Source organism: Campylobacter showae (genome assembly GCF_963515975.1).
Taxonomy (GTDB): Bacteria; Campylobacterota; Campylobacteria; order Campylobacterales; family Campylobacteraceae; genus Campylobacter_A; species Campylobacter_A showae_F.
Genome location: NZ_CAUPZM010000010.1, coordinates 23,819 through 47,087, shown reverse-complemented (window position 1 = coordinate 47,087; position 23,269 = coordinate 23,819). Strand labels below are relative to the sequence as shown.

At 39.6% G+C, this 23,269-nt stretch carries 20 protein-coding genes; 8 read left to right on the top strand and 12 right to left on the bottom strand.

Going from position 1 to position 23,269, the window contains the following annotated elements:
• Nucleotide 1: 1 nt before the first annotated feature.
• From hyfE to RWM02_RS05165, 4 genes are read right to left on the bottom strand one after another with little or no spacing between them, the layout of a single operon-like run.
• A complete protein-coding gene (gene hyfE, locus RWM02_RS05180; protein ID WP_314069731.1) occupies nt 2-646 on the bottom strand; it encodes a hydrogenase 4 membrane subunit in 645 nt (214 codons plus the stop codon).
• A gap of 13 nt (nt 647-659) precedes the next feature.
• Entirely contained in the window at nt 660-1,598 is a 939-nt protein-coding gene (locus tag RWM02_RS05175) for a respiratory chain complex I subunit 1 family protein (protein WP_314069690.1), read from the bottom strand.
• Nucleotides 1,599-1,608: 10 nt separating this feature from the next.
• Nucleotides 1,609-3,576: a proton-conducting transporter transmembrane domain-containing protein gene (locus RWM02_RS05170; protein WP_314069687.1), complete on the bottom strand. Its 1,968-nt coding sequence runs from the start codon at nt 3,574-3,576 to the stop codon at nt 1,609-1,611.
• Nucleotides 3,570-4,316, bottom strand: a complete 747-nt coding sequence (locus RWM02_RS05165; protein WP_314069684.1) for a 4Fe-4S dicluster domain-containing protein — start codon at nt 4,314-4,316, stop codon at nt 3,570-3,572. The genes RWM02_RS05170 and RWM02_RS05165 overlap by 7 nt, the downstream gene beginning before the upstream one ends.
• A gap of 353 nt (nt 4,317-4,669) precedes the next feature.
• On the opposite strand from RWM02_RS05165, the gene RWM02_RS05160 reads away from it, so the two are divergent.
• Together RWM02_RS05160 and RWM02_RS05155 are read left to right on the top strand one after the other, a co-directional pair.
• On the top strand, nt 4,670-5,089 hold the full coding sequence (locus RWM02_RS05160; RefSeq protein ID WP_314069681.1) for a hypothetical protein: 420 nt from the start codon (nt 4,670-4,672) through the stop codon (nt 5,087-5,089).
• Between the two features lie 113 nt (nt 5,090-5,202).
• On the top strand, nt 5,203-5,988 hold the full coding sequence (locus tag RWM02_RS05155; RefSeq protein ID WP_314069679.1) for a hypothetical protein: 786 nt from the start codon (nt 5,203-5,205) through the stop codon (nt 5,986-5,988).
• A 644-nt stretch (nt 5,989-6,632) separates the two neighbouring features.
• Here the strand turns inward: RWM02_RS05155 and RWM02_RS05150 are convergent.
• Nucleotides 6,633-6,998 carry a tetratricopeptide repeat protein gene (locus RWM02_RS05150; protein WP_314069676.1) on the bottom strand — a complete coding sequence of 122 codons (366 nt, stop codon included), beginning with the start codon at nt 6,996-6,998 and terminating at the stop codon, nt 6,633-6,635.
• A gap of 171 nt (nt 6,999-7,169) precedes the next feature.
• Between RWM02_RS05150 and mnmG the strand changes: the two genes are divergently transcribed.
• The 3 genes from mnmG to RWM02_RS05135 all read left to right on the top strand — a co-directional run bounded on the left by mnmG (nt 7,170) and on the right by RWM02_RS05135 (nt 12,011).
• Entirely contained in the window at nt 7,170-9,059 is a 1,890-nt protein-coding gene (gene mnmG / locus RWM02_RS05145) for a tRNA uridine-5-carboxymethylaminomethyl(34) synthesis enzyme MnmG (protein ID WP_314069673.1), read from the top strand.
• Between the two features lie 31 nt (nt 9,060-9,090).
• Nucleotides 9,091-10,794 (top strand): hypothetical protein, encoded by a 1,704-nt coding sequence (locus RWM02_RS05140; RefSeq protein WP_314069671.1) that lies wholly within the window; start codon nt 9,091-9,093, stop codon nt 10,792-10,794.
• Nucleotides 10,795-11,084: 290 nt separating this feature from the next.
• Nucleotides 11,085-12,011: a helix-turn-helix transcriptional regulator gene (locus tag RWM02_RS05135; protein WP_314069668.1), complete on the top strand. Its 927-nt coding sequence runs from the start codon at nt 11,085-11,087 to the stop codon at nt 12,009-12,011.
• Nucleotides 12,012-12,157: 146 nt separating this feature from the next.
• Here RWM02_RS05135 and RWM02_RS05130 read toward each other — a convergent pair whose 3' ends face one another.
• The 5 genes from RWM02_RS05130 to RWM02_RS05110 all read right to left on the bottom strand — a co-directional run bounded on the left by RWM02_RS05130 (nt 12,158) and on the right by RWM02_RS05110 (nt 16,860).
• On the bottom strand, nt 12,158-12,646 hold the full coding sequence (locus RWM02_RS05130) for a hypothetical protein (RefSeq protein ID WP_314069665.1): 489 nt from the start codon (nt 12,644-12,646) through the stop codon (nt 12,158-12,160).
• 34 nt (nt 12,647-12,680) lie between these two features.
• On the bottom strand, nt 12,681-14,030 hold the full coding sequence (locus RWM02_RS05125) for a PDDEXK-like family protein (RefSeq protein WP_314069662.1): 1,350 nt from the start codon (nt 14,028-14,030) through the stop codon (nt 12,681-12,683).
• 35 nt (nt 14,031-14,065) lie between these two features.
• On the bottom strand, nt 14,066-15,298 hold the full coding sequence (locus RWM02_RS05120) for a hypothetical protein (RefSeq protein ID WP_314069659.1): 1,233 nt from the start codon (nt 15,296-15,298) through the stop codon (nt 14,066-14,068).
• 14 nt (nt 15,299-15,312) lie between these two features.
• Entirely contained in the window at nt 15,313-15,900 is a 588-nt protein-coding gene (locus RWM02_RS05115; RefSeq protein ID WP_314069657.1) for a hypothetical protein, read from the bottom strand.
• 402 nt (nt 15,901-16,302) lie between these two features.
• The gene (locus tag RWM02_RS05110) at nt 16,303-16,860 is read right to left on the bottom strand and encodes a metallophosphoesterase family protein (protein WP_314069655.1); all 558 of its coding nucleotides are present in this window, start codon (nt 16,858-16,860) and stop codon (nt 16,303-16,305) included.
• An 88-nt stretch (nt 16,861-16,948) separates the two neighbouring features.
• Between RWM02_RS05110 and RWM02_RS05105 the strand changes: the two genes are divergently transcribed.
• Nucleotides 16,949-17,119: a hypothetical protein gene (locus RWM02_RS05105; protein WP_314069652.1), complete on the top strand. Its 171-nt coding sequence runs from the start codon at nt 16,949-16,951 to the stop codon at nt 17,117-17,119.
• A gap of 82 nt (nt 17,120-17,201) precedes the next feature.
• Here the strand turns inward: RWM02_RS05105 and RWM02_RS05100 are convergent, their stop codons facing one another.
• Nucleotides 17,202-18,047, bottom strand: coding sequence for an SIR2 family NAD-dependent protein deacylase (locus tag RWM02_RS05100; RefSeq protein WP_314069649.1), 846 nt, complete (start codon nt 18,045-18,047; stop codon nt 17,202-17,204).
• Nucleotides 18,048-18,110: 63 nt separating this feature from the next.
• A complete protein-coding gene (locus RWM02_RS05095; protein ID WP_314069647.1) occupies nt 18,111-19,508 on the bottom strand; it encodes a DUF2779 domain-containing protein in 1,398 nt (465 codons plus the stop codon).
• A gap of 262 nt (nt 19,509-19,770) precedes the next feature.
• Here RWM02_RS05095 and RWM02_RS05090 point away from each other — a divergent pair, with 262 nt between their 5' ends.
• On the top strand, nt 19,771-21,468 hold the full coding sequence (locus RWM02_RS05090) for an McrB family protein (RefSeq protein ID WP_314069644.1): 1,698 nt from the start codon (nt 19,771-19,773) through the stop codon (nt 21,466-21,468).
• Nucleotides 21,449-22,798, top strand: a complete 1,350-nt coding sequence (locus RWM02_RS05085) for a 5-methylcytosine restriction system specificity protein McrC (protein WP_314069729.1) — start codon at nt 21,449-21,451, stop codon at nt 22,796-22,798. Before RWM02_RS05090 ends, RWM02_RS05085 begins: the two co-directional genes overlap by 20 nt.
• Nucleotides 22,799-23,269: the final 471 nt, after the last annotated feature.

Genomic DNA, 23,269 nt, shown 5'->3' with positions numbered 1-23,269 from the left:
TCTATCCCCTTAAATTCGTAGCCTTAGACGTATCAAGGCTGCCGTATGCTTTATAAAATCTAATCGCAAGAACGCTCATAATGATAACCGCAAAAATCGCGTCGGTTAAAATTCCAAGCTCGACAAGCTCGTTTGAGTTGTAAGCCATGAGCGCTAGGCTTAGATGTATGCCGTTTTCAAAAAGGCAATAGGCTAAAATTTGCTTGATAAACGAGTTTCTAAGCATAAAGCCGAAAACCCCCATCATAAACACGCAAACCGCGGCTAGTAGCATTATTTTCTCTTGGATTAGCGAAAACTGAAGGAATATCGGGTTGATACTCATCGCTATGGCTAGAGAAAATCCCATCGCTATAACGGGGCTCACGAAAAAGCCGCCCACAGGCTCGTCTTCGCTAACGACGTTAAGCTTTTTAATCAACCAAAGCAAGATCGCCGGTACGAATAAAACCTTCGTAAAAAACGCCACTACCGCCCACATGGATAGCTGCGACGCGTTAAATTTAGACGCCAACATAGAAAATATACCGACTAAAAGCAACGTCTCGATCGCGTAAACGATGACGGATAGCTTTAGGTTACGTAACCCAAATACCGCCAAAGACGTTACTATCATGCCGATAGCCAATGCGTCTAACATAGTCATATCTGCATTCATCTCACACCCCCACGACGTAAAGCGTCAAAGCCACGAAAGATATGGCCAGAGCGGCTACCGCGTTTTTGCGCAAGGACGAAGTCATTCTAAACCTCGGTCCGAAGTTGTCTATAAATACGGCCGCTACGTAAAACACTCCCGCCTTTAAAACGAAAATTATAACGGCTAGGAAAGGATTGCTAAAATTCCACGGTTCGAAAATCGCGAGGAAAAGTCCTATCATCGCAAATTGTTTTAAGATAAGCGCCGCTTGAACTAGGCCTAAATCAGAGCCCGCGTATTCGCCTAGTAAGCCTTCTTGTAACTCTTGCTCGGCCTCTGCTAGGTCAAAAGGCTTTCTGCCCGTTTCAACATATATGCACCACAAAAACGCGATCGAAGCAACCGCAAAGCTTGGGATCTGATATCCGATCTGGCCGCTTTTTACCATTGATTGAATTTCGACCAAATTTGACGTTCCTGCCGCTAGCATAACGACGATTAGGCACATTATCATGACAGGCTCGACGTAGACGGCTATAGTTTGCTCTCTGCCGCCGCCGGTAGCCGCAAACGGGTTACCGCTATCTAAAGAGGCTGCACCGAATACGAATCTCAAAAGCGCGCCGAGGTAAAGAATCACGAATATATCGGAATACGCTCCGAAAATTTTATCGGTGGTTGGATCGCTGTAAGTAATAGGAATAGCCGCTAGTATCGCCGCCGAAGTGGCAAATAGGAAAAACGGCGCCCATCTAAACACCCAGTGAGAGCACTCAGGCACGGTTCTACCGCGTCTAAATAGCTTTATGATGTCGCGATACGTCTGGAAGAAATCGCTGCCTTGTTTTGATTGTAGTTTGGCTCTTAGCTTTCTGGCCATACCGTCAAATAGCGGCGCGACTAAGACGATGACGACGACTTGAAATATCATCAAAAGTATAGTCTGTAAAATTTCCATCTCACGCCCCCTATATCAAAAAGTAGCTAACCGCTAGTATCGCGCAAAGATATACGAGGATATATAGCGCGTAAACGTTGGTGTAGCCGCTTTGCATTATGCCTATTTTGTCGGCTATTTTCTTGCTCCACTCGATCACAGGCTCGTAAAATAGCCCCCACCAGATATCTTTTGGATGGTTGTGGTATTCGACCGGGTTAAAATAGCCCTTGGTTACGACTTTTCTCTCACCTTTAAACAGCCAGTTCATTATGCGTCTTAGATCGCCGGTGAAAGGACCGCCCGTCATTTGCATGCGAGAGCTGTATTTAAATCCGCAAGCCCAAGGATCGGTCTCGCGAGGTTTCTCGCGGTTTGCTTTCATGAAAGCTAAAATCGCAAAAGGCAAAACCATAGTAGAACATAAGATGATAGCTATAAGCGGAGTAGAAACGATACTGCCTAAATTTGATGTCAAATTTATGCCCTGGCTAGCTACGTAACCGCCTGCGCCGCCTATCGAATTTACAGCCGTCATTATGTAGCCGACGACAACGTTTGCTCCAACGCCAAAGCCCACGCAGCCGATCATTAGTATGATCATGCCTAGCACCATAAATATCGGGCTTTCTTTTGCGTTGTCCCAAATTTTCTTATCTCTTGGAGTTCCCGCAAAGATTACGGCATAAAGCTTAAGGTGCATGCCGACTAGTACGCCGGTAAGTGCTAGCGCAACGACTGAAAGCGTAAAGGCGTATCTAACGAAAATGCCCTGCTCTAGCGCGCCTTGAAGCATACCTTGATATGTAAACCACTCAGATACGAAGCCGTTAACGGGAGGAAGCGCTGCGATACCCATGATACCGATAAACATACCAACAGATGTCCAAGGCATCTTTTTAGCTAGGCCGCCTAGCACGTCCATATCGCGAGTGTGCGTAGCGTGTAAGACCGAACCTGCGCAAAGGAACAATAGTCCTTTAAATATCGCGTGGTTAACTACGTGGTAGCATCCTGCTAAAAATCCGATCGCGGCAAGAGTGTTATTTCCCGCAGCTAGACCGTACAAACCAGTACCAAGGCCAAGCAAGATGATGCCGATATTTTCAACTGAGTGATAGGCAAGAAGCGCTTTGTAGTCGTGCTGACAAAGAGCGTAAAGAACGCCAAACAAAGAGCTAGCAGCACCCAGGATCAAAACTGCTAGACCAAAATATATGCTTAGCGGTAAGAAAAGCGTAAATTTGACTAGAGTAAATAGCGCAACCTTTATCATTACGCCGCTCATTAAAGCAGAGACATTTGAAGGAGCGGCCGGGTGAGCCATCGGTAGCCATACGTGAAACGGCCACATACCGGCTTTACTACCAAATCCTACTAAGAATAGTATAAACACCACGACGCTAACCGCAGCAGGCATATTTAGGTGGGCAAATTTACTAAACTCGGCGCTGCCGGCATAGTGAGCCATTATTAGCAGTCCGCACGTGATGCAAAATGCACCAACCTGAGCGATACCTAGATATACCATCACCGCTTTTAGCGTACCTTTGCCGTCGTTTACGAGGATGAGGAAAGACGAAATAAGCGTCATAAGCTCCCACAAAACGACGAAGCAAAATACGTTATTTGCGCTGATGACTAGAAGCATCGAAAGGATAAAAAGGTTAAACAAACAGGCGAAAACGCCGACGTTTGCTTTTTTGATGTATTCCTCCGCGTAGCTCATACCGTAGACGCTGCTGGCAAAGCCGATAAAGACGACTACGAAGCTAAAGAAATTTCCAAGCGGAGTTAGCTCAAATTTAGGCGCGTATAAAAAGTCCCCGCCTAGAGCGAAACCCTGCGTAACGCCCATGTTGGCCACGAAGTAGCAAAGCGCGTAAAAACAGCTGATCGCGCTTAGTCCAAAGCCGATTTTGACGGCTGATTTTTGCGCGCCATAGAGCAGGATGCTAACGGCGGCGCTAACTAAGAAAAGCAGATACACGCCTACCATCTCGCACCCCCTTGTGCGCCGCTATTTTCGTCGTTCATAGCGCGCGAATTTGACGCCGCTTGCTCTCTTGCTTGCTCGCTAGAAGTTTTATCAAGCTCGTTGATAACGATAACGTCGGCCTCCGCATCCACGTCCTGAGCGCCGATATCGGCTAAAACGTGAGGCTCTTTTAAATTTCCGCTTCCGCGTAAAATTTTATTTACGAAATCCTGCGCAGCCTCCTGCTCGATTCTGTTGCCAAGCTTGTGCTGGCTGTGTAGCGGATCGACCATGATTATCGCGCTGGTCGGACAAACCTCGACGCATGCAGGGCCGTTTTCGCGCCCGAAACACATATCGCATTTGATCGCGGTATTTTTCGCGCCCGCCTGGCTCTCGATCTCGAGGTAGTACTTCGGCTCTACCGCGTAGTTAACTGACGGCATGAGCTCGGCGCTCGAGCTTATCGCGCCGTAAGGGCAAGCGATCGTGCAGAGTTTGCAGCCTATACAAATCTCTTCGTGCAGCTCGATGCAGTTATCGTCAAACCTGAGTGCCCCGGTAGGACATACGTTCGCGCAAGGACCGTCATCGCACTGGCGACACTGCGTCGGCATGACGCCTTTTGCTTGACGTAGCACTGTTAGTCTAGCTTTTGAAAGCTTACCGCGCTCGTAAGCGCTACGAAAACAGGCCGCCATGCAAGTAGCGCAACCGATACAACGTTTGTAATCGGCGATCACAAATTTATGTTGTTTCATAAATTCTCCTTTCTACTTGTTTTACGATTCTTGATTTCTCTTAAATCTTGAGCTAATTGTATTACTTTTAAAAATTTATTTCCGTCATTTGCCTGACGAATTTTGTATTTTTTAGATTAATTTTTATGAATTATTTATTTTTAAGTTTATTTTTAAATTTACTGTAAAATAGGCACTCTTTTAAACTTATGCGAATATAAAAATATTACGTATAGGCTATATAATACACAAAAAAGAGTGTTTTAGTCCTATAATGCCTTAGAAAGCTTAAGCCAAAATTTAATCTCGTCGTTTCAAATTTGACGGAATACTTTTTGCTAGAACTCGCCGTTAGTAATATAAAAAGGATAAAAATGCAGATCAAAAACGGCGCCTCAAACGAGATTTTAAAGACCTTAGCAAACCGAGTCGCCCAGAGTCAAAAAAGCGATAAATTTTTAGCCGGCTCTACGCTTGCGGCGGCAAATTTGACGGATTTTGCCCAGATGCTGGATAAATTTAACGAAAAAGCAAATTTAGGCGACGCGGCGGGTAAATTTGACGCGGATAAATTTCACGGCGGCGAGGCCGGCTCGTTTTTGAAAAATTTAGCCCGCGACGAAAACGAAGCGCAAATCTACGCAAAACTAGAACGCGAAGCCAAAGAGGCCGCAAAAATGTTTAAGAAATTTGATTTTATGCAGATGATGACGAAGCTAGAGATGGGCAACCTAAAAGACGGCGAGCGAGCGGAAATTTTTGCCAAGATGAACAAAATCGCGAGGGAGATTTGAGTTTATTTTTATTTCGCGCACGGAGTTAAGTTTGTACATTTGGCGCGCTTTCGTAATTGAACTCAAAATTTTGCTAAAATTCGGGTAAATTTAGCGGGTAACGGGAGTAAAATTTGAATACGGCAAACAAACAAACCTCAAATTTAAACAGCGACTTTCAAAACTCAAATTTGACAAATTCCAGCTCGGGCAAATTTTCGAGAGATTATGATAAAGAGCCAATAGTTCTCAAAAACTACGAGGAAGCGTATCAGGTTTTGTTAAAGATGGCGCAATTAATAATTGGACTATATGGCGCAGGAGCTTTAAATAGTTTTGACGGTTATACCGATATCATAGACGCTTTAATAAGTTGTATACCTGTATTTTTATCGATACTAATTTTTGTGCTATCGGAATTTATCGGTTATAAAAAAGAGCGACCTGTTTTAAAGATAAAAAATAGCAGTATAGAATTTTACGAAAAAGGTAAAAGGGTTTTTGTCTCGAAACGCGACGACTTAAGGAAATTTATTTATAAACCATTCTTCTTTGGTAGCGAAAAGCCCAGAGATTGGCCGTATTGGCTTATTATGGCTGCTATATTTCTTTATTTTATTTGCATGTCTTCGTATTCGGCGCGCTTTGCTCTTACTTTTGTAGTATTTAATGCTATTGGAAATTTTTTAACCAAATTTTTCTTCTGCCTCATCTTAGGCGGCAAGAATGCAAAATTTTCATTTTTCCCAGTCATCTGCTTAGATAAGTCGCATGGCACAGCGGGTAACTTTTGGGGTGTTACTACCGGTAGCTACTTTATGATAACAATATTTGATAAAGCGACATATATGGAAGTAAAAGGATATTTTTTATCCAAACACGGCATAAATATCGACGAGATAGATAAGGTTTATTTTTAAACACGCTGCCGCGTGAAAGTTAAATTTTACTTTGCGCGCGACATTCCTTAGGCCAAAGTCGCAAGCAGTGCAGCTAAATTTAAGCCAAACAATGCGCTCTAAAATCGCTCAAATTTAGCTACAAAATTTATCGCCGTAAAGATCGCCGTTATGCGGGCTAAATTTATGCCGAGCGCAAAAAAATCAGAGTCGCATAAAGTAAAATTTGAGCCCAAACTACAAGCCTCGCAAGCAAATTTGAACCCAGCAAATTAACCTCTTGTCGCTACTAAATTTAATCAAAAATGCCGCATTTTCTCGTAAATTTGCCGGCCCTACTTAAGCTTTGAATTTAAATCAAAAACTCGCCGTGTTATTAATGCCAAAACCGCAAGCAAAGCGGATAAATTTGCGCAAAATAAAGCTCCTTTTTCCGCATCTACTCAAATTTATCGCCGCGCAAGGCCGACTCCGCCCAAAATCCTCAAAAAACAAACCTAAAGAGTTCGTGCCACAAAAACAGCCGAATTTCACTTCAAATTTTGCTTCTCGCACGCCTTTTTTCAGGCCTTGTTATTGTATTCGATATTTTGCGTATCAAAGTCGTCTTTGCCGATTTTGCAGGTCTTGGCGTAGTATTTCGCCGCAGTGGCTAGCTCGCCCGCCTACTCGTAGTGCTCGGCTAGATTTACACAACCGCCGAAGGCCCCGCTATCACAGGCTTTTTGTAAGAAATTTAGCCCCTTTTGCACATCCTCGGCGATGCCCGCGCGCTCGAGGTGCATCACGCCCAAATTTGAGCAGGCGAACTTCCCTGTGCCAGCGCAGACTCGCTCGAAAAGCTCGGCAGCTTTGGCGAAATTTTCGTCCGTACCCTGCCCGCTAGCGTGCATCAGACCAAGGTTTGCGCAGGCCGCCAAAACGCCGCCGTCGCAGGCTTTTTGGTTAAATTTTAACGCCTTTTCGTAGTCTACCACATCGCCCTCAAGGCTGTTTTGGTAAATCTTACCCAAATCCGCGCAAGCGCCCATATCGCCTTTTTAACAATCAATCTGCGCGTTTTGCGTGATCTCGCTCACAAACGCCGCACTAAAAAAAGCTAAAATCAAGATAAATTTCCTCATATTTTCTCCTTAAATTTTTGTATATTTTATCTGTTTTTTGATAAAATCGAGAATTTTAAGGATAAGGAAAATTTGAATATGAACTATGATATTATCGTCGTCGGAGGCGGTCACGCGGGCATCGAAGCCAGCCTCGCCGCCGCAAGAATGGGCAAAAAAACGCTGCTAATCACCATCCTAGCCGAGCAAATCGGTGCAGCCAGCTGCAACCCCGCAATAGGGGGCCTAGCAAAAGGCCACCTCGTAAAAGAGATCGACGCTCTAGGCGGGCAAATGGGGCTAACGACCGATGCCGTGGGCATACAGTTTCGCGTGCTAAACGAAAGCAAGGGCCCGGCGGTGCGAGGCAGCCGCGCTCAGATCGATATGGATAGATACCGCGTCTATATGCGAAATTTGCTACTAAATACGCCAAATCTTGAAATCAGCCAAGAGATCGCGACTCAAATTTTAAGCCGAAACGGCGAAATCACGGGCGTAAAAACCCACCTAGGCAACGAGTATAAAACCGGCAAGCTCATCATCACGACGGGCACGTTTTTAAACGGGCTAATTCACGTCGGATTTAACAAACTAGAAGCCGGCCGCGTGGGCGAGCTAAGCGCCAAAAATCTAAGCGATAGCCTGCGCGAACTAGGCCTAGAAGTCGGCCGGCTAAAGACCGGCACCTGCCCGCGCGTGGATGCTAAAAGCATAGACTTTAGCGTGCTTGAGATCCAAGGCGGCGACGAGGATCCAAGCCCCTTTAGCTTCCGCACGCGAGACTTCGCGCCTACGCAGCTGCCCTGCTACATCGCCTACACCAACGTTACCACGCACGACATCATCCGCTCAAATTTCGACAAAGCGCCGCTATTTACGGGTCAGATAGAGGGCGTGGGTCCGCGCTACTGCCCGAGTATCGAGGATAAGATAAATAGATTCGGCGACCGCGACAGGCATCATCTTTTCGTCGAGCCGCAGACACTAGAGGCCACAGAGTACTATATCAACGGCTTTTCTACGAGCTTGCCGTATGAAGTGCAGGTTGCGATGCTGCGCTCGGTCAGAGGCTTTGAAAACGCGCGCATCGTGCGCCACGGCTACGCGATCGAGTACGACTACGTCCAGCCTACCGAGCTAAAACACACGCTAGAGACCAAAAAAGCGCGCGGACTCTATCTCGCGGGCCAAATCAACGGCACCACGGGCTACGAGGAGGCGGGTGCGCAGGGGCTGATGGCGGGCATAAACGCAGCGCTTGCGCTTGATGGCAAAGAGCCGTTCGTCCTGCGCCGCGACGAGGCCTACATCGGCGTTCTCATCGACGATCTAGTGACCAAAGGCACGAAAGAGCCCTACCGCATGTTTACCTCCCGCGCCGAGTATAGACTGCTGCTGCGCGAGGATAACGCCGTGCTGCGCCTAGGCGGATACGGCCGCGAGCTTGGCTTGCTAGACGAAGCGACGTTTGAGAAAATCGAGGCCATAAGGTCAAATTTGACTCGCGGACTAGAGCTGCTAAACGGCACCGAGATCACGCCGACGAAGCGAAATTTAGAGCTTTTAGCTAGCCTTGACGAGGAGATAATCAGCCAAAATTTGACCCTGCAAAAAATCGTCGCCAGAAAAAGCTTCACGGGCGAAAAACTGCGCAAGCTAGATCCGTTTTTCGAGGCACTCGACGAGGCGAGCTTGGAGCAAATTTTAACCGAAGCCAAATACCAGCACTACATCGCCGAGCAAAAAAAGCAGATCGACCGCATGAAAGATATGATGAGCGTGAAAATCCCAGAGGGCTTTAGCTTCCGCGGCATCAGCGGACTTAGTAACGAAGTAGTCGAAAAGCTCGAGAGATTCGCCCCGCCGACGCTCTTTGCGGCTAGCGAGATCAGCGGCGTGACGCCTGCTGCGATAGATATCTTGCACATCTATATAAAGATGAACTGTCAAAGTCAAAATAAAATGATAATAAGAAATAAAAATTGATAATATGCACAATAAAAAATGAGAGTAAAAAATGGCAAAGCATAAAAAACCAAATAAAATAACCCTCTTATTTATGGCAAAAAATCCAGATGATGTTTTTAAAATAGTGCTTCCGTTTAAGCTAAAACTATGTTTTAATAATTACGCCAATAGTAAATTTAGATTCATCGTCGAGAATTGCTCAAAAAAATACTTTTTTACATATAGTATGTCGCCAGAACTCCTTTTTACTCATTTTCCGGTTCAAAATTATTTCTCAAATGGCAATAAATTAAAGGATGCGATCGACGATAATATTCAAGAATTAAGCTTTGATATCGATACCTCCGAAACAAATAACATATTCAGACTAAAAGACATTATACAAGAAGAAAAAATATCTACTATTTTTGGAGGAGTGCCCGATCGATATTTAGACAGCATTAAATACATAAATTGTTTTAAGTTTGAGCTACCAAACTACAACTTAATCATTCCGCATTTTGCGGTGGCTATATATTATTATTTCAGATCTACCGATTTTAGAGAATCGGTGCTAAACGACAACCTGGAGAGCATGTATCAAACAGTATCCATAAAAGGCCAGGAAGCAATAATAGTATCAAGTAAAAAGCTAAACGACGCCGACGCAGCCTTCATTCATCGCTTTGCATGCCAAGAATACCCCGCATACGCCTTTAAGGATGTAAGCGCATATATCCAATCTTATTTAAAATACATGAAGGAAAAACATAACGAAATAACTAAAACAATTCCGATAAAAGTAAAATTTCCAATTACAGAAAAATTTAAAATCGACACTAGGGCTACTAAAATTTTTGACAATAATGACATGCCGGCCTATTTTGTTCACGAGGTCACAAACGATTACTCAAATTTAGGTTTTACGAAGTTGATAAAAATTTTACAAAAAAATAATCTTACCACTAGAATGAAAGATATAACATCATTGCCGATAGTTGAGTCAAAAACTCCAGAAAATACTACGGAAATTCTAAGAGAAGTACCTGCAAGACGTGGTTATTCTTACGCCAATATTAGCCAGGACAAAGATGTTTCCTGCGGTAGTTTGCAAGGCATTGAGGTGGAAGACAAAGAGGAGTCGATCGAAAATATAATTACCATATTACACCTCAAGGAAAATATTTTGACAGATACACCCGTAGATCAGACTGCTACGGAATCTACATCGGAAAGCTCTAACAGAGTAAGAAGAGTAATAATCAATGCAAATTTAAAAAAAGATATAGAAAAATCGATCAATAACGAACATGTAGAAAACTTTGAAATGTTTGATCAATATATTAATTTTTTACAATCTCAAAGTGCGATAAAAAATTTAATAAAATACGACATACAAACATTGCCACAATTTATAAACAAAGCAAGCGGAAAAGTAAAGTCAAAGTGCCAAATACACCAAAGTCCAAAAAGATATATTACCGCTACTTTTGAGTACAACAACCTACATGTTGGCCTGTTAGACTTAGAAAACACAAGCAACACATCAGCAAGCTCATGGGTTATTGTTTCAAAAAAGCCTATTTTGCAAGCAACTTTCTATTCATTTCTATGCTTGTATTTTGAGCATGATATAACATTAGATGAAATTAAGAGAAGGCACAAAACCGCTCCTTTAAAATTCATTACAAAAAATCACGAACACGTAAAAGATTTATCAGAAAAAAATTTAATTAGATGGACTAGCAGTTTACTAGGGAAACTATTTTTATAGCATCGACTAAAATACGTAACTTTTTTAATTGAATAATATTATTTTAGATATCTACAATTATCAAAAAACATTCTATGTAAAAAATATTTTATAAATTTTGAAAATCTCTACTATAATTTTCGCTAACCACAAAACTAAAGTTACCCATACTATCTATTTGCAGCATAAAAAAGCGATCAAAATTCCAGGCCATATGAAGCCCATGTAAGCCAATACTTTTCCATTAAAATAATTAAAAACTAGACAATTATAAGTCTTATATCGCTATAATGCCCTCCAAAGGAGCTTCTATGCAAAAACCTCAAAAAATCATACCAGAAACTAGCACAAGTAAATACGAGCGTATAAACGATATAGCCGTTCTTATCAGCAACAAACCCCACTCCATATCTGAGCTTTCCGAGGAACTGGGCGTTTGCACTAAAACCATACAAAGAGATCTTTATGACGTGCTAGCCAAAAACGGGGCAGTAAAAAAAGGCAGGATGTGGAGCATGGATAAAACCGAAGCCAAAGACAACCTAGACCAAGAAGAGCGAACCATCATAAACATCCTGGACAATATCTCAAAAACCATGGGGACGAATTTCTACTCAAAGGCTCACGTCCTACTAGAGCAGATCACTAGCCGGCTAAACCACCCTATCCTAACAAATATAAACAACGAGAAGCTAGATGAAAAAGACTTTGCAAATTTCGAACTGCTTGAAAACGCCGCCAAAGATAAAAGACTGGCAGAGTGCGAATATAATGGCTTTAAATTTAAAATAAAACCTTTAAAACTAGCGATGTTTGACGGGTTTTGGTATTTGCTTTTTCTTGATACGGGCAAAAACGATACCTTTAAAAAATTTCATCTAAAAAGCATTGCGAGCATTAAAATACTCGAAGATAAATTTGAGATAGAGGCAAAAATAGAAGATAGGTTAAAAAATATAAACTCCGCATGGGCGACGCTAGATGAACCAAAGATAGCTAAGCTGCTTTTGGCTCCGCAGATAAAGAAGTATTTTGAGAGGAAACCGTATGCCAAGCAAAGCATATACGGCAAGGATCCGGACGGCTCGGTTATCATCGATATAGAGTACACCAATATAATGGAGATAAAACCGCTCATCTACTACTACATCCCCTTTATCAAGGTGCTTGAACCAAAGGAGCTAGCCGATATGCTAAGAGATGAGATAGGAGAGTATTTTAATGAGATAAATGTCTAAAATTTAAGTGCGCATGCGATCTATAACGTCGCATGCGCATCATGGATAAAATTACGTAGACTATTTTGCGTTGGTCGATCTGATTATTTGCCAAACAGCCGCTTCTCTTCTCAAAAGCTCATCGTCGTATGCGTCGTTGCCATCGGTTAAATTTTTTTGGCCTTTTTATAAAATTTTTTGCATACGGATTTATACTTTTTTATCCTACTTAAGATATCTAAGAAATTTAAAAAACTTTGCCTTTTCATGCCTGAGCTTAAAGCGCTTTTTATAGCTGTTTTGATCTGTTTTTTACTAAGTATATTTTGCTTACAAAGTAAGAAATAATTATTTATCTTAAATCTTTTTATCTGTTTTGCAATGATCTTTTTAGCAAGTTTTTTATCGTTTAAATTTTCATAGACGCTTCTAGCTATATCAAAATACTCCCTAGGATATTTACATACTTGCAACGCCCTTTTTAGGATCATTTCTATTATCTTTTGCCTATTTTCGTCATTTTCAAGCTCATCGTAAGCTAGCCTTGCCAAATACAAATACTCTCTAAAATCCTCACATTTTGACAGGATATCGTTCAATTCGCTAGAAAGCAGTTGTTTTGGCTTTACAGACGACATAAAATCGCTAATCTCCATATATGGCCTAAGACCCCAGAATTTTTTGTGTATTTTATTGCTCATATTGTTCCAATTCTTTTCTTGTTATTTTGCCTTCTACAAATTTTTTAGCAAATTTTTTATCTTCTAAGTTCTTGTTAATAGTTCTAACAATGCCAACATGCTCTATAATGTAAGCCTTAATGGCATCAAATATAGTATTTAAAAAATTGTCATCATTGATTATAATATCAGCCAGCTCCCAGATATCGCCATTTGTTAGTGGTAAAATTTTCTGATAATGAAATTGTCTTTTTCGTTTACCGTTAAACTCACCAAATATTTTACGCCCAACCAATGATTGATTTGGTTTAAAATCTTCATTCGACATATTATAATTATTTATTATTTCTATATAAAGCCCATTTTCGCTATTGCCATGTTGCCAAGAATATATTCCGAAAAGAATACACTTTCTTTCTTCGGCTAGCTCCCAAAAACGATGAGTACTTGAGGTATAAACCTCTATCAAATCAAGGTCATTAATACGCTCGCCACGAATATTTTCTGCTATAACTCCATAGCTTTTTAGCTCATTATTAATTTTTCCCGTTAAATCATTTAAAAAATTTTCAATAATCTGTTTTGTGGCACCTTCATAATCGTTTTCATATATCTTAAATTCATCCTTATCTTTATTTCTTGAAAAATATTTATAGTTTTCCTTTGTAAGCAAAAAGTCCGTTAAGCTATCGCTTATACTATTTTTGTAAGTACCTATAAGACTCTTTATAACATCTATATATTGTGAAATTATTAGATCAAATTTTAATAAATTTTGCATTTCGGCACGACATTCATTTAGCCATTTTAAAATATCGTTTTTATAGCTAATAGATTTAAATTTAACTTGCTGTTTGCCGTTTTTTAGATAATTACCGTCTAACTTAAATTCCCCCAGGCTAGCATTACTCGGTTTCTTACCATAGAGGGTTAGATATAGTACATAAATGTCAGCTTTTTCATCTAGTTCATCATATATATACTTAATATAGTTTTGTATTTGTTCTTTCTGATCTTCTGCGTAAATTTTATTTTCTATTATTATATATTTGCTATTTGCTACGTCGGATATAAGTATATCTATATTATGGTCTTCTCTTGTTACCTCCGCATTATTTATATCTATTTTAAACTCATCAAAAGAACAAGACTGCATAAATAAATCCAAAAATATTGTTCCTTGATTATGATAGCCGCTCGGATCAAGCAAAGAATGTATAAATCTAGAATGCAAATTTACTTCATTACTAGCCTTATGAAGCGCCAAAAAAATATTATAATCGTTAAAACCTCTTATTTTCTTTTGCTCATTTTGAGCTTTTATATTGTTTATCTTTCTTAAAAATTCTTGTTTAGTCACCACATCTCCTTTAAATTTAATTTACAGCACGTCAATTATACCCTTTTTACTATCTCGATCGCCCATCCTTTATCTTTAAAAATCTCCAAAACATCGGTAGCCGCGTGTAAAATTTCCGTTCTGGTTTTGGCGTTTTCTACGGCTTTTACGGCGCACTCTTTGGCTAAATTTGGATCGACGTCTTTTAAGTAGCCGGCGACCTCCATATATATAGAATCAGACAAGTTAAGTAGCTTTTTGCAAGCCATAGCCATAAGCTCCTTATCGCCAAGCTTTTTTATAATATCAAGCACGAAAAACGTTTCATCTGGATCAGGCAAGAGTTCTACGGCTTTAGCCAAAAGCTCTTTGGCGTAAATTTTATCTTTAAAATCATCCATAACATCGCTTGCTATATAAGCATAATCGGCAGCGGTTTTGGCGTAAATTTCGCCGTCCCTATAAAGCTCTAAAATCCATCTTTTCTTGCCGAACTCTTCCGCCATATCATCTAAGATATCATAGAATTTATAAAAGTCGCTCGTATTTCTTAACTCGCTTAGATATTCGTCTTTGCTTTTATGCTCTTTTGAGGTCACGACCCTTTTTGGCTCTTTTTGTTTTGGTTTTATTCCGAGCGCTTTTAGCTCGCCTTTGTCTTTTATAAAAACATGAGCATAGCTTAGATAATAATCGCGCCTATCCTTCTCTATGCACTTTTTATAAAATTTATACGCAAACTCATCAAAGCCACCTATTTGCTTTAACTCTAGTGCCATAGTAAGATAAAAATCTGCCTTAAAATTTGTTGTCGTTAAAGCGTTTTGCAAAAAATTTTCGGCTTTAAGTCTGCTTAGTGTTTTTATCTCTATAAAATTTAGCATATTTACGTAGCAAAGACCGTCTTTTATGCTATTTTCTGCCATGGCTAAAAGCTCCTCGCACCACTTTTTGACCCTTAGGGTTTTATGTATAGCTATCGCTAAAAACGAGTAGTCCATGCCGCTTTTGCAAAGGCTTTGCGCGATTTTATAAATTTTTATCGCCAGCCCCCTATTTTTGCTTTTAAAAAACACCGCGCGAGCTAAATCATCGTACTCGAAAAGATGATGATTTACTCTCAAGCAAAGCTCCGTGTGGTTTTGTAAAAGGTAGTCAAGTTCGTCTCGACTTAGATTTTTAGCTAAATTTACCAACAACGCACTGTCATCTATAATATAATCTGCATAATAAATCCTGCAATATCTGCAACACTTGTGAATCCGCTCGTAGTATCCGGATAAATTCATAATCTCTCTTTTGTCTAAAATTTTAACGTAGCTATCGATTCAAAAATCTCTTTTTGTATAAAATTTCCATTGGTATCAAGAGTATAGGTTTTGCCTAGAAGACATAGTTTAAAGCCAGTTATCTCACCAAAAACTGGTAGCGATTTCGTCTTTTGGTAATAGTATTTAACGATTTTAGAGATTATATTTAGCTGCTCATCTAAAGTTTTAAAACACAACTCATCTAAAAACGGCGTTAGACTGATATACCTTAAGTACTGCGCCATAGCAAGGGCAAAAATAGGCTCGCCTCTACGCTTAAAATTTGTATCTATGTAGATATATGAGCCTCTAAATTTCGCTCGCTCGTCGTAGCGGATTTTTGCAGCATTTAGCTCATCATTAATATTAAGGCCGAAGTGCTCGCTAAGGGCCAAAATGAGCGTTTTTGAGCTATGCGACCAGTCAAAATGCCCCCTTGATATAAACTCGTCTAGGCTATTTGCTCTTTGCAAATCCGCAAGAGCGCTACTGAAGTTTTTCTCCCTTGCGTAGCCTAATGCCTTTGAAAGCGCCTTTTTATCGCTACCTAGCGTTAACTCTTTTATTTGTTCGTAGATCATTGATTATCCTTTTTTGATTTTCGTGCCGATACATTTTTTGCACCTTTTTAAATGCCTGTAGCCAAAAGCCACGCCTTGATTCTTTCACTTAAATTTTGAGCCCATAACCGCCTTTCTTAATATCTATACAAACGAGTTTCATAAAATTTTAGGAAAATAGTAAAAAACAATGGAATTTTTAAAATAGCGTTACGATTTTACTCATCTCTGCCTTGGTCTTACTTTTTAGATAAAGGGCTTGTTTTTAAGTCTGCGGTAGACGCCTCTATAATAAAGCTTGATGTTTTCAATCTCGGGCGGTAGCAAAATATCATCCATAGCGACTCCTTTTTTGGATGATTTTACTTTCAATTTAGGACATTTTGCGGTCCATATTTGACAAATTTGGTTGCCGCTGGGCGGTTAAATTTCTATAATATTAAGCCTTAGGCTTGAGTTATATATCTTGCAGTTGCCGATTTTATCGACTCTTGATAGCGGATCATGCACGTGTCCGCAAAGGATGATTTTTGCTTTTAGCAGCCCGTGCTTTAGCGCCCTATAAAGCTCTTTATCGCCAAAATCCTTACCGCGCTCTATAGCCGTTTGCGTCCGAGTTGGCGGCACGTGCGTTAGCAATATATCGCACTCCGCAAAGTCCAAAATATCTGTACGAAGATAAGGAACGCAGCCGAATTTCACACCCATGATCATCTTTATATCGCCGTCTGCGCAAATGTTTGGCGCCCTCATCCATGCGGCGTCATCCGAGCCGTCTACGTCGTGGTTGCCGCTACATACAAATATTTTTCCTTTAAAATTTTCAAGCCACTGCCTAACCCACGCCTTTTGTCCTGCGACGTCTTTTTGGCTAGCATCTATCAAATCGCCGCTTATACAACAAACGTCAAATTCTAAATCTAAAATTTGATCAAATTTGACCTTGTCAAAGTGCAAATCGCTTGCGTGCAAAATCGTCATCTCGTTTCCTTTTTGGCGCATATTTGGACACGGTTTTGTCCGTTTTAGAATATATAATTTTATCAAATTTAACCAAAAGGAGAAAAGGATGATTAAATTTGACGTTCATTGCAGGTTAAGCGAGCTTCACGCTAAATTTAAAAACGGTCTTGGAGTACCGACGGCATCCGTAAAGTCGCTAAAACTAGAGTTAAACTCGGGCGACGAGATCTCGCTTTTAGCTATCGTTAAAGCGGTAAATTTGATAAAGGCGAGCTAAAAACGGACGCCGAATTTCACTTCGTAAATCAGATTTCGCCGCTAAAAAACAGCAAAATATCGGCAAATTTTACGCTCCTGGTTTAACCCAGGAGCATCCTTAATCCCTCAAGCCCTCCAGCCTTTATCGCCATGCCTCGATATGCGCTCACGTGAGTATCTACCGGATTTATGCGGATTAGATGGGCGCGCTTAAATCTTTTTGTCATCCTTTCTCCAAAAATCCTGATAGTTGGTACGGCAAGCCCAGCTCCGATCTCGATTATAACTATGCGCGAGTTCATATTATGGCTAAGCCACGCATCGTACTTTTTGCGTTGCGCCCAAGCTCTTTTGTGGTTAAATTCGTGATCGTAAAACATAAGGATATTTGGGCGGCTCACGCATCCGCACTCGGGGCAAACGGGCATCTTTGTAGCGATAAATTTATCCTCGTCTACTAGGATGCTATTTTCGTCCATATTCCAGATATTTCCGTCATCATTGTGTATACACTGGGCGTAGTGTATGGAGCCGTGGATTTCATAAATTTTATCATTATCAAATCCCGCCTTTTCAAAATGCCCGTCGACGTTTGAAGTGTAGATAAAATAATTACCATTTTTGGCTTCGCAAAGATTTTTTAGTAGCGCAAAGCCCTCGTGAGGCGTAGTTTTGTTATAAAGCTTTAGCCTGTGTCCGTAAAACGCCCAAGCTAGCTCAGGGCTGCTAAAAAACCACTGCGGATTTGCCATTTCTGTAAAGCTTAAATTTTTATCCTTTAAAGGTGGATAAGCTTTCCAAAAGCCAAGATCGCCTCTAAAATCAGGCAGTCCGCTATCTATGCCCATGCCAGCACCTGCTGTGATGATGACGGCTTCGGCGTTTGCGATGATCTCTTTTGCGCGAAGTATTGTATCGCGTGCTAACTCAAATTTATCACTATCCATGTTGCCTCCTATGGTTTTAAATACCTATAGGCATTATAACCATCAAAGCGGACGCTTTTTTGTCTATTTTGCTACTTCACGCAGTTTTTCTAAAACCTTAACCATAGCTAGCGTATCGAGTTTGCAGTATGCTAAAAGCGCCTTTCTAATCATGTCTTGCTCGTCTTTGGTTTTATGTTTTAGTTTTGCGTATTCACTCATAGCCTCTCCGCCGTTGTGTATAAGATCAAGGCTAGAATATGCGCTCTCGAAGCTAGGAACTATAGCTGGCAATACCTTCTTGATGGATGAACTTCCGCACATTTTTGGGTGATAATAAAATTTCTTTGCAAACGGGATTTCAAGGTCTTTTATATTACTATGTATACTCATAAGATGAGATGAGAATTGTGTAAACAATGCGGCTAAATTCTGTATCACTCCCTTTTCGAAACTAGCATGATAAGCCAATATGCAGGCATCTTGCGGGATAAATTTGATCAAATTTAGCGCCAGCTCATATCTAGGATCGGCTCCGACCTCGGCCAAAAACTCAAAATGCTCCAAATTTCCATTGCCATAATCTTTGTGAATAGAAAATTGAAAAGGTATCTGCTCGTATGGTCTAAGCCCTATAAACTCAGGCACGGCCTGCTGAAATGTCTCAAAGTCAAGGTGGTAGAGCGGATAGCTAAGCGTATCCAAAAACTCTCCAATCGCTGCCTTGTCTACCAATTCCTCCCCATTAATTTGGGCTTTTATTTGTATTTGTTGATTTGCATTAAAGGCGTCTATGCCCTTAATGTCGGCAATATTTACTATCCCGCCTCGGTAAAGATCGGTTGCCTTTTGTTTATTAATCCTTGTGATATTAAAAACAGAAGTTCCATTAGGTATTTTTCTTTGTTCATGCCAGCAGTAATTCATTCCGTCACACTCATAGGGCTTAAAACAATGCACCCCTATATCTAAATTTGGCTCAACATCATCATTGATCGTCTCTTTTAACTTTTTGATATTTTCAGCCACTTTGCTTTGCATAGATAAAATTTGATCCGTTACATCATTTACCGTAAATAGCTTATCAAGCTCTAGCTTTTCGCCGCGAATGTATTGGTTGTTTAGATATATCACATTAATGCGCTCCACCTCATATCCCAATGAGCTAATGACATAGTACTGGATGCTCGCATCATCTACATAGACATCCGACAGGCTCGTGCTGCTTTTTACCTCGTTTATGATGAGCTTCCCATCAACGACTTGCAAGATATCCACCATAACTAAAATTTCATCAAAACAAAATGTCGCTTCATATATCGCTTTTTCGCCGTTTTTGATAAAATTCTCAGTTTGGACTATCTTTTCATCAAAGCTGCCACCATCAAATTTTATCCTTTTGCCACCGCCAAATAGCTCACAGGCAAGCTCTCCGACTATGTTTCCGGTCTCAAATACTGCAGGATCCGTATTTTGATCCAAAACATCGCGCTTATATTTTTTAAGCCATAGCGATTTTGGACACTGAAGACCTCGTACATAGAGGGATTTTGATAAAAATTTATTGCTCATTTTTTACCTTTATAACTTTAAAAAGATTTATTATACTTTTTTAAACTATATTTAAATAAAATAGTTTTCATTTTTTAATTTTAACATAAAAAACTAGACATCAAAAGTCCAGAAAAATAGGCAATAATTACATTATACATTTTGTTTAGAATACATAATTTAAGGAGAAAAAATGGCGTTGAATTATAAAGATGCATTTTTAGAATACAAAACAATGTTTTTGGAAGGCGGGGAATCTATTTTTACAGGCAAAGAAGTTTTAACTGAATCAAATTTGGATTTTTTAAAAAAGAATTTTGTCCAAAACCCAGATGCAACTGAAGATAAAAATTTTGACATTAAAATTAAAGAGCAATTTGAAAAGGCAAACGACGACCAAAAGGACTTAATGGCGAATATTATTTGGCTTTGGAGATTGCCTCCTAAAAAAGTAATAGCTAGAAAACAATACTTCGAAAAATTCTTTGAAAATTTAAAATCAAGTATAAAAATTAAAAAAAATCCAGATCTTTTTAGTGATTTTGAAGGATTTGCAAATACTGGAACTTATTATAATACGAATAAATTTTATGAACTTGTTTATATCATAGGATTTCTTGAAAACTGGGATCCAAAAGTAGCAGATGCCGAGAAGATAGATTTCTTAAAAGCTAACAGTAGCATTACGGTCGGCAATCAAACTAAGTCGGTATCAATGCGCAATGCCCTGCTTCATCTTTTTGATCCAGAAAATTATATGCCAATAATCAGCAACGCTCACAAGGAAGCTATCGTGGCTGCCTTTGAGAGCAAATACTGTAAAAAAGATACTGATGATCTTGACGAGAAACTAAAAGAGATAGGAGATAAACTTAAAGACACTCTAAAAAATGAGGAAAAATTAAATGAAAATATTTTTTATGATGATAGAGTAAAAAATATTTGGAGCGGAGGCATAGACTTTGAGTCTAAAAATATTATACTCTATGGTGCTCCGGGAACTGGTAAAACCTATCAAACCAAACAAACCATAGAAGCTAGAAAACTAATAGAAGAAAATCATGAATATAAAATAGTTCAGTTTCATCCAAGCTATAGCTATGAGGACTTCATGGACGGTGTAAAGCCAACTGGCATAGAAAATGGAGCAATGAAATTTGAGTTAAAAAACGGCGTATTTAAGCAGATGTGCATAGATGCTTTTAAAAATTTACAAGATAGCAAAGATGGCAAAGAAAAACTCAAAAAATATTACTTTGTGGCCGATGAGATAAATAGGGCTGAGCTTTCAAGGGTTTTTGGCGAGTTGCTTTTGTGCCTAGAAGAAGATAAAAGGCTAAGCTTTGACAAAAAAGGCAATCTTCAGGGGATGCTAGTCAAAACAGCAAATTCATCGCTTTGGGATAATGAAAAACACGCTGTTTATGTAGATGAAGCAGGCGAAGGTTATTTTGGGGTGCCGGAAAATTTGTACTTTATCGGTACGATGAATGATATAGATAAAAGTATAGATAGCTTTGATATGGCGCTTAGACGCAGGTTTGTCTGGAAAAGATATAGTTGCGATTACGGCGTGATAGCTGAGCACTATTTGGGCGAAGATAAACTAAAGATATATATTGAACCATATATTGAACTTTGTAAGAGTATAAACAATCGTATAATTGATAGTGAATATTTAGGTCTAGACGATAGCTATGAGCTTGGACATTCATACTTTATAAAGCCCAAAAATTTGAGCAAGAGTGAGATAAATAAACTCTGGAATGAACACATAAGTCCGCTTTTAAAAGAGTATCTAAGAACTCAGTATAGCGGTAAAGACACAGATACTCGTTTAAATAACATAAAAACAGAGCTGATTGATACATATGGCAATAGTAACAAGTGATAATTTTTTCGGAAATTACGAGCAAGGCAAAAAACTATCAAAAAAAGAAAAGAAAGAATTTAGCCTAACGCTAAGCCACTATGTAGCAGAAGGCGGTAAATTTCTCTCTTTTTTGCCAGACTCTCAGAGCAAATATGATGAGCTTATCATTAGCACAAGGATGCAAGATGATGGGCTTTACGTCCAAACTGGAAATTTCATAGGAAGCTTTAGTCATAACGGTATAGATATAGAGATAAACTCTAGGTTTTCAAACAAATTTTTAGAGCGAATGCTAAATTTTGCAAACGATATTTATATAGATGATGTATCGATTGGCAAATCCATAGATGCTAAGGAAAATTTGTCAAAGATCATCATCTACTATCTCTTTATACAAACGCTAGAGCGTGCATTTTTATTAGAACTTCCTAAAGAGTATAAAGTTAAAAGCTACCACGAGGCAAAAGTTATGGGCAAAGTCGATGTGGCTAAATTTATAAAAACCGATATCCCATTTGCCGGTAAAATTTCTAGCGCAAATAGAGAGAGGCAAGAGATAGGCGATATAGTTTTGGTTTTGCATAAAGCACTAAAAATAGTACAAAAAGAGGCTAAAGAGCTGATAAAACCAGTGGTAAACGCCTTAAGCTATCTAAGTGAGATAAGGGAGCCAAGGCTTGTAACGCCTAATGTCATACACAACGCCTTAAATTCAAAATCTCTACATAATCCAATCTACGCTCCGTACAAAAAAGTCTTAGAATACGCAAGTCTAATCATAGAAAATGAAAAAGCCGGCATAAAAGGTACTGGAAAGCAAAATTTAGGCTTTATAGTAAATGTGGCTGAGCTGTTTGAAATTTATATGCGTAAGCTTTTGCAAAAAGAGTTCAAGGACTGGAGCGTGGCTAGCCCAAAGATAGAGCTTTATAAAGATAAATTTTTTACAAGAAAGATCATACCTGATATAGTTATGAGCAATAGTGATAAGGTGCTTGTTTTTGATACAAAATATAAACGCATGAATATGCATGGCAAGGATCAGTACGGACTAGGCGATGTTGATAGAAATGACTTTTTTCAGATAAATACCTATATGAGCTACTACCAAAACCAGGGCAAAACAGTCGTAGCTGGCGGCCTTTTGTATCCTATGGATAAATTTAACAAAGATAGATGTCATAGCCACTCTTGGTTTGGAAATCTAAACACTAAATTTATAGTAGATGGCATAGAACTTGTAAATTTAAACGAGTCTAGCATCGAAGAGATCAAAATCAAAGAAAATGAATTTATTTCTAGAGTAAAAGAGTATATATACCAATTTAAAGACATAAAATTGTCCTAAATGTTCATTTTTGCATCGTACGTTTTGCGCTATTTAGGTCACTTGCATTGTTGAAAATGCCCCAACTGTCGCTTATATTTGTATTTTAAGCTAATTGCTGGTTAGAAATTTATATAGCAAGCCCCATCTTGCCACTCTTATTTTCTTGCGTAATTAAGACGTAGTGGGCCCTTATGATCCGCTCTCTTAAAACTGCACTTAGTCCACTATATTCCTAAAAGTACAAACACAAACTCCTTTATATAGTCCTATTCTTTACATCTCGCTTAGTATCACATCAATAAGGACGCAGCCGATATTGGCGCCCTTTTCTCTCATATCTGCTTTAAATTTCTCCATTAGCAAACTCCAAATTTGTGTAAAAAGTAGTTTTCATCTTAGAATATTTTACGCAAAAAAAGTGGTTTTATGCAGCTGATTTGATGGGATAGTTTTTTTATAACCACTCCTTTTAGTCCCTTGTTTACCTGC

Excerpts from the sequence above, each read along its gene's own strand:
- hyfE (WP_314069731.1), bottom strand. The coding sequence starts at position 646 with ATGACTATGTTAGACGCATTGGCTATCGGCATGATAGTAACGTCTTTG.
- RWM02_RS05175 (WP_314069690.1), bottom strand. The coding sequence starts at position 1,598 with ATGGAAATTTTACAGACTATACTTTTGATGATATTTCAAGTCGTCGTC.
- RWM02_RS05170 (WP_314069687.1), bottom strand. The coding sequence starts at position 3,576 with ATGGTAGGCGTGTATCTGCTTTTCTTAGTTAGCGCCGCCGTTAGCATC.
- RWM02_RS05165 (WP_314069684.1), bottom strand. The coding sequence starts at position 4,316 with ATGAAACAACATAAATTTGTGATCGCCGATTACAAACGTTGTATCGGT.
- RWM02_RS05160 (WP_314069681.1), top strand. The coding sequence starts at position 4,670 with ATGCAGATCAAAAACGGCGCCTCAAACGAGATTTTAAAGACCTTAGCA.
- RWM02_RS05150 (WP_314069676.1), bottom strand. The coding sequence starts at position 6,998 with ATGGGCGCTTGCGCGGATTTGGGTAAGATTTACCAAAACAGCCTTGAG.
- mnmG (WP_314069673.1), top strand. The coding sequence starts at position 7,170 with ATGAACTATGATATTATCGTCGTCGGAGGCGGTCACGCGGGCATCGAA.
- RWM02_RS05140 (WP_314069671.1), top strand. The coding sequence starts at position 9,091 with ATGGCAAAGCATAAAAAACCAAATAAAATAACCCTCTTATTTATGGCA.
- RWM02_RS05135 (WP_314069668.1), top strand. The coding sequence starts at position 11,085 with ATGCAAAAACCTCAAAAAATCATACCAGAAACTAGCACAAGTAAATAC.
- RWM02_RS05130 (WP_314069665.1), bottom strand. The coding sequence starts at position 12,646 with ATGGAGATTAGCGATTTTATGTCGTCTGTAAAGCCAAAACAACTGCTT.
- RWM02_RS05120 (WP_314069659.1), bottom strand. The coding sequence starts at position 15,298 with ATGAATTTATCCGGATACTACGAGCGGATTCACAAGTGTTGCAGATAT.
- RWM02_RS05115 (WP_314069657.1), bottom strand. The coding sequence starts at position 15,900 with ATGATCTACGAACAAATAAAAGAGTTAACGCTAGGTAGCGATAAAAAG.
- RWM02_RS05110 (WP_314069655.1), bottom strand. The coding sequence starts at position 16,860 with ATGACGATTTTGCACGCAAGCGATTTGCACTTTGACAAGGTCAAATTT.
- RWM02_RS05105 (WP_314069652.1), top strand. The coding sequence starts at position 16,949 with ATGATTAAATTTGACGTTCATTGCAGGTTAAGCGAGCTTCACGCTAAA.
- RWM02_RS05100 (WP_314069649.1), bottom strand. The coding sequence starts at position 18,047 with ATGGATAGTGATAAATTTGAGTTAGCACGCGATACAATACTTCGCGCA.
- RWM02_RS05090 (WP_314069644.1), top strand. The coding sequence starts at position 19,771 with ATGGCGTTGAATTATAAAGATGCATTTTTAGAATACAAAACAATGTTT.
- RWM02_RS05085 (WP_314069729.1), top strand. The coding sequence starts at position 21,449 with ATGGCAATAGTAACAAGTGATAATTTTTTCGGAAATTACGAGCAAGGC.